Genomic DNA, 7172 nt, shown 5'->3' with positions numbered 1-7172 from the left:
GATGTCAGCCGATTTAACACCCAGTCACAGAACCATATGCTGGAAGAATCAATGGATTTAAAAAAGCTGCTTAGGATCTGTAAACCGGCACTTGAGAATCAAACACCCATCCGAGCTAAGCTAAAGATCAATAATGTCGACCGAGTTGTCGGCACAATCGTCGGCAGCGAAATTTCCAAGAGATACGGTGAAAAGGGGCTTCCTGAGGATACCATCAAGCTTACCTTTGTAGGATCGGCTGGACAAAGCTTTGGAGCATTTACTCCGAAAGGACTGTCTCTGGAACTGGAAGGGGATGCCAACGACTATTTAGGAAAAGGCCTTTCAGGCGCAAAAGTTGTGGTTTATCCACCGAAGACTTCTGACTTTGAGCCTGAGAAAAATATCCTGATTGGAAATGTCGCCTTCTATGGGGCAACTTCAGGGGAAGCCTATATCAACGGGATAGCAGGGGAAAGATTCTGTGTCAGGAACAGTGGGGTAAAAGCAGTCGTCGAAGGTGTGGGTGACCATGGCTGCGAATATATGACTGGAGGCAAAGTGGTTATCCTCGGTAAAACAGGAAGAAACTTTGCTGCCGGAATGTCTGGCGGGATAGCCTACATTCTGGACTTTGACGAAGTATACTGCAACAAGTCGCTGGTGACACTGGAGAAACTAGAATCTGAAGAAGAAATGAACGAGATTCAGGAAATGATCCAAAAACATGTCGAGTATACCGGCAGTCCTCAGGGCAGGAAAGTTCTTGATAACTGGAAAAGCTATTCACTGAGATTGACTAAGGTCATTCCTAAAGATTACAAACGTATGCTGGAGAACATTGATAAAGCTCACAAGGCTGGCTTAAGCGGTGAAGAGGCTTTAATGGTTGCCTTTAAAGAGAATTTTAAAGATGTTTCCAGGACTTAAGGGTGAGGTGGGACTGAAATGGGAAAAGCGACAGGATTTTTAGAGTATCAAAGAATCAAACCTAAGAAACGATCTCCTGAAGAAAGAATCAAAGACTGGAAGGAGATAAGGTTGCCGCGGGATCCTGAGGTTATACAAACTCAGGGTGCACGCTGCATGGACTGCGGAGTCCCTTTCTGTCACGGCGGTGTGCTGTTAAATGGCATGGCCTCGGGATGCCCTCTGCACAATCTTATTCCGGAGTGGAACGAACTTATCTATAAAGGTCAGTGGGAAGAAGCTTACAAAAGGTTGACCAGAACCAGCCCTTTCCCGGAATTTACGTCCAGAGTCTGCCCTGCACCCTGTGAGGGCGCTTGCACAGAAGGCTATATCATGGAGTCTGTTACCATAAACAGTCTGGAATATGAAATCATCGAGAAAGCCTTTGCTGAAGGGTGGGTTGCGCCCAGGAAGGGTAAAGCCACAGGAAAGAAAATTGCTATCGTCGGTTCCGGCCCTTCCGGATTATCTGCTGCCTATTATTTAAATACAGTAGGGCATGATGTAACTGTCTATGAGAGAAGCGACAGAGTCGGCGGCTTAATGATGTACGGGATTCCCAACATGAAGCTGGAAAAACACATCGTGGAAAGACGCTTCGCACTGTTGAAGGAATCTGGAATCCAATTCGTGCTTAACACAGAGGTAGGCCAAGACATCAGTGCTCAGGAATTGGTGGATCAGTATGATGCGGTTGTGCTTTGCGCCGGTGCAACCAAGGCGCGAGGACTTGATGTTGAAGGAAAAGCCCTTAAAGGGGTTCACTTTGCGGTGGATTTTCTCAAGGCTAATACTAAAAGCCTCTTGGATTCAAATCTTCAGGACGGCAATTTCATTAGCGCCAAAGGCAAGAAGGTCATCATTATTGGTGGAGGGGATACAGGCACGGACTGCGTAGCCACCTCCATACGGCATGGCTGTGAGAGCGTCTACCAATTTGAAATCATGCCTGAACCGCCTGCCGAGAGAAGAGAAGAGTCTAATCCTTGGCCGGAATGGCCTAAGAAACTTACTGTGGATTACGGCCAAGAAGAGGCCATAAGCCTCTATGGCAAGGATCCGAGACACTACCTTATATCCACTCAAAAGTTAGTGGGAAATGAGAACGATGAGGTCACTGAAGTTCATACCGTAGAAATCGCTTGGGTCAAGAACTCCTCTGGAAGAATGGTGCCTCAGGAAGTTCCAGGGAGCGAAAAAGTATGGAAAGCTGACCTTGTGCTTCTGGCTATGGGATTTCTTGGTCCGGAAGATACGATTGCCAATGAGCTTAAGCTGGATAGAGACTCCCGCAGCAATGTGAAAGCGGACTATGAGGTTTTTGAGACTAATGTGGATAAGGTATTCACCGCCGGCGATATGAGGAGAGGTCAGAGTCTCATCGTCTGGGCTCTCCAAGAAGGAAAGCTTGCCGCACGGGAAGTTGATAAATACCTCATGGGTAAAAGTGTCATTAAATAGTTAGGAGATGGCCCCAACCCTGAAAAATGGCGTTGCGGGCCATCTTGTTCATTATTACTATTTATCTTTGCCCAAAACGAGCGAAAGGCACTAGGCTTATCGCTCGTTTTCATGGTTTAATAGATGGATGGACACAGCAAATCTAGTTAAGATGAATGAGGGTGCATGAATGTTTATGTATGTTTTTCCGATAGTACTTATTGTAACATCGAATATTGTTTACAACGTATGCCAAAAATCCACACCTCAAAGTGCTAACCCTTTTTCGGCGTTGCTGATTACTTACTTAACTGCTGCAGTTTTAACCTTAGTGGCATTTCCATTTTATAAAACGGATAAAGGTTTTTTTCAATCCTTTAACGACTTAAATTGGACCAGTTTTGCTCTAGGTGCAACAATAGTGGGCCTTGAATTGGGATATCTGCTGGCGTATAGGGCGGGGTGGAATATCAGTGTGGGGTCCTTAGTCGCAAATATTATTCTTTATTACTTTAGGAGCGAGATACAATGACAGCATCGTACGATAGTGCAAAACATATTGCCCAAGATCAGACTATTTCGACCCGATTACTAAGCTGGTATGGAGTAGAAAAAAGAGATTTGCCATGGCGAAGGACGGGAGAGCCCTATGGGATTTGGGTGTCTGAAGTTATGTTACAACAAACTCAAGTTAAGACGGTCATTCCCTATTATGAACGATTTATCCAGCGCTTTCCCGGCGTGGAACAACTGGGGACGGCCAGCCTGGATGATGTCCTGACGATTTGGAGTGGGCTGGGATACTACTCTCGAGCTCGGCGTATGTGGGAAGGGGCTAATTATCTTCTCAAACAATTGGGTGGAAAAATGCCTAGAAATTATAAAAACCTTCTACAGATTCCGGGGATTGGAGACTATACGGCGGGAGCCATTGCCAGTATTGCTTTCGGGGAGAGAGTAGCTGCTATCGATGGAAATGTAAAGCGAGTAGTTTCTCGTCTTTTAGCCTGGTCGGAGCCAGTGGAAACTGTTCGCAGTTATCGTCACTTTAGAGACCAACTCATGCTATGGCAACCGGCTCTTCAAGCGGGGGACTTTAATCAGGCCTTGATGGAACTAGGGGCGATGGTCTGCACCCCAAAGAAACCGGACTGCGTACGTTGTCCGTTAGCTGAAAGCTGCCAGGGGTATTGGCAAGGGGACTTCCTGCGCTACCCTGTCAAGAAACCCAAGGCTCAGCGCCAAGTGGTGACACGCTTGACCTTTGTGCTGCGCAGAGGGAATACGTGTTATTTGCAGAAACGTCCTTCCAATGGGTTATTGGCCGATCTATGGGAGTTTCCAGGTGTGGAACTAAGTCCTGACCATTTCTGTGAGTTGGACGATAAGCTGCCTGCCTCTGCTCTGGGTAAGTGCTTTGCCCTTTTTCAACAATCCGTACCTGAGCGGACATTTGACAGCTTAGTCAGAGACCAATTCGAGCAAGGTTTAAGATTTGATGGTCCGATCTGGTATACCTTTAGCCACCGACAATGGAAAATGATCTGGGCGATCATCGATCTGCCGGATTGTCCCGATTCGCTCAATCTGCCCGAACCGCTTGAGACTGGACCATCGTGTGCGTTCTCAATGAAAGAATTAGATGGAGAATATAGCTTAGATTCTAGAAAAATAAATCCGCTTGGAGAAAGGGGATGCTGGGTTTCCATAAACGATTTAGGTGGGATCCCTCTTCCAGTGGCATTTACGGCCATTGTTGAGAGATTAACCCCTAGACTAAAGGGCTGAGATTAATTCGATTCAAGTTCTGAGCAAGACGCTTTTAGAGATGTCCATTCTAAATTTAATATTGTATACTTGGCCTGAAACAGTTGAATGTAGGGCAGTCTCTATGTTAGTTTAAATGTATAAAACAATAATGAATAGAGCAAAGGTGCTCATAAGAAATTTGTACTTGAGATAAGTATGAGTTTTTTAGGGGCGTCTTTTTCATTTTCTCAAGTCGTTCAGCTTAAGCAGGACATCGAGTCTTCGGGGGATGGATTGCCCAAATTTTAATAAGTAAGAATTAATCCGATCAGTTGAAAGGAGAGACAAAAATGCTTAGAGAAGGTGAAGTCCGGATTCCGTCCGGTTGTGCGATCAGTGGGATTATCAACCGCAGCGGACAAGTTTTTTCCGGAGAAGATATAATTCAGTCGATTGCTTTGATGCATGACCGTTCCAATGGCTTAGGTGGAGGATTTGCCGCCTATGGTATTTATCCTGAGTATGAGGACTATTATGCTTTTCACTTGTACTTTGAAGGATCGGAAGGAAAAAAACAAACAGAGGATTATCTCAATCACTTTTTCCATGTTGCAGAAAGCGGTGAAATTCCGACCAAGAAAACCCGGGCGATTAAAAACCCTCCCCTAGCTTGGCGTTACTTTGTCCGACCTAAACCAGGTTTTTTGCTGGAAGAGGAAAATGAAGATGAGTTTGTAGTACGCAGTGTGATGCACATCAATTCCGAATGCAAGGGAGCCTTCGTTGTCTCAAGCGGCAAAAATATGGGAGCCTTTAAAGGGGTGGGTTTCCCTGAGGATATCGGAGAGTATTTTTGCTTAGACAAGTATTACGGGTACAGCTGGACAGCGCACGGACGGTTCCCGACCAATACCCCTGGTTGGTGGGGTGGAGCCCACCCCTTCACCCTGCTCGATTGGTCCATCGTGCATAATGGAGAAATTTCATCCTATGGAGCAAATCGACGCTTTTTAGAAATGTACGGCTATAAGTTATCCCTGCAAACCGACACTGAAGCGATTACGTATGCGTTTGACTTTCTAGTTCGAAAACAGAAATTGCCGATGGATGTGGCCATCGCGACCTTAGCGGTGCCGTTTTGGAGAGACATCGAACGGATGATTCCTGAAAAACGAGTTCTTCTTAAAGCTGTGCGTGCTATGTATGGTAATTTATTAATGAATGGTCCTTTCTCCATAATTCTTGGCTCAAGCCAAGGCTTGATCGCACTTAATGATCGACTCAAATTACGATCGATGGTCGCGGCAACCAAAGGGGATTTTCTTTATCTTGCTTCTGAAGAATCTGCCATCCGGGAAGTCTGCCCTCACCCTGAAAAGGTCTGGGCTCCCCGCGGGGGAGAACCAGTGATTGCGACACTCGAGAAGAAGGGAGTACAAGGGTATGGCACTCAGTATGAATACGCCGGAGTTTCTTATTGAACGAACTAAAGATCGCTGCATTAATTGTCAGGTTTGCGTAAGGCAATGTGCGAACGAGGCACATCGTTGGGATGCAGAAGAAGAAAAGGTCGTCTCAGATGACGTCCAGTGTGTGAATTGTCATCGGTGTGTGGTTATGTGTCCCACTCATGCGCTCTTCATTCGGAAATTTCCTCTGGAATTTCGTGAAAATGCGAATTGGACAGCGAACACCATGAAAGCAATCTACAAACAAGCGGAAACCGGTGGGATCTTGCTGACCGGGATGGGGACAGATCGCCCTTATCCGATCTATTGGGACCACTTGCTGCTCAACGCCAGTCAAGTAACGAACCCTTCCATCGATCCACTCCGAGAACCCATGGAATTGAAAACCTTTCTGGGCCGTAAACCCGAGCGGCTTCGAGTGGAAAATGGAAAGCTTGTTGACCCCCTACCTCCTCAGCTAGAGCTCGATTTGCCGATCATGTTCTCGGCCATGTCCTTTGGTTCAGTAAGTCTTAATGTGGCTAAGTCCTTAGCTCAAGCGGCAGAAACCCTAGGGACTTTCTATAACACTGGTGAAGGAGGTCTCCATGAAGACCTCTATAAATTTGGCAAGAATACGATTGTTCAGGTGGCATCCGGTCGTTTTGGGGTTCATTCAGAGTATTTGAATGCGGGTGCAGCCATTGAGATAAAAATTGGGCAGGGAGCTAAACCAGGAATTGGCGGGCATTTACCGGGTGAAAAGGTCGGTGCGGAAGTATCCCGTACTCGGATGATTCCAGAACGCTCGGATGCAATTTCACCGGCACCCCACCATGACATTTACTCTATCGAGGATTTAACTCAACTTATTTACTCCTTAAAGGAAGCAACGAATTATGAGAAGCCAGTTATTGTTAAAATTGCCGCTGTGCATAATGTCTCCGCAATTGCTTCCGGGGTTGCTAGGGCGGGTGCCGATATCATTGCCATTGACGGTTTTCGTGGGGGAACTGGGGCTGCCCCGCTTCGGACTCGGGATTCAGTCGGAATTCCGATTGAACTAGCGTTAGCTGCCGTGGATAGCCGTTTGCGCAATGAAGGGATTCGGAATCAGGTCTCCCTGGTCGTCGGGGGAAGTATCCGGAATAGCGCAGACATTGTTAAGGCCATCGCGCTGGGTGCTGATGCTGTCTATGTAGCCAGTTCGGCTCTTATAGCCCTCGGCTGTCATATGTGCCAGAAATGTTATACTGGAAAATGCAATTGGGGAATTGCTACGCAAAAACCCGAATTAGTCAAACGACTGAATCCTGAGATCGGAGCAGAAAGAGTCACGAATCTTTTAAAAGCTTGGGAACATGAGGTTAAGGAACTCCTCGGTGGCATGGGGATTAATGCTATTGAAAGCTTGCGAGGAAATCGCCTGATGCTTAGGGGAATCGGACTATCAGATCGTGAGTTAAATATTCTGGGGGTCTTAGCAGCTGGTGAATAAAGATATAGTTCGTAAGTACCAGAGGTTGCTAGGCTATTGAGATTATTGAGACAGATAAGATAGCTATGACAATCAAGTAAATTCTA

4 protein-coding genes and 2 pseudogenes are annotated in these 7172 nt (G+C 46.3%); all 6 read left to right on the top strand.

The features are described from left to right. A pseudogene (locus tag JL57_RS29290) lies at positions 1-909 on the top strand (glutamate synthase subunit alpha); the annotation flags it as partial. Positions 910-927: 18 nt separating this feature from the next. After that, entirely contained in the window at positions 928-2412 is a 1485-nt protein-coding gene (locus JL57_RS29285; protein ID WP_034140549.1) for a glutamate synthase subunit beta, read from the top strand. 169 nt (positions 2413-2581) lie between these two features. Further along, positions 2582-2896 (top strand): annotated as a pseudogene (locus JL57_RS29280) (hypothetical protein); the annotation flags it as partial. Between the two features lie 23 nt (positions 2897-2919). Further along, a complete protein-coding gene (mutY, locus tag JL57_RS29275; protein WP_045691622.1) occupies positions 2920-4179 on the top strand; it encodes an A/G-specific adenine glycosylase in 1260 nt (419 codons plus the stop codon). Positions 4180-4490: 311 nt separating this feature from the next. Continuing rightward, the gene (locus JL57_RS29270) at positions 4491-5621 is read left to right on the top strand and encodes a glutamine amidotransferase family protein (protein ID WP_045691621.1); all 1131 of its coding nucleotides are present in this window, start codon (positions 4491-4493) and stop codon (positions 5619-5621) included. After that, positions 5584-7086 (top strand): glutamate synthase-related protein, encoded by a 1503-nt coding sequence (locus JL57_RS29265; RefSeq protein WP_034145408.1) that lies wholly within the window; start codon positions 5584-5586, stop codon positions 7084-7086. Before JL57_RS29270 ends, JL57_RS29265 begins: the two co-directional genes overlap by 38 nt. The last annotated feature ends 86 nt before the right edge of the window (positions 7087-7172 follow it).

The sequence above is a fragment of the Desulfosporosinus sp. BICA1-9 genome (genome assembly GCF_000802135.1).
The sequence above is the reverse complement of the archived record's forward strand: the minus strand, read 5'-3'. Positions and strand labels throughout refer to the sequence as shown.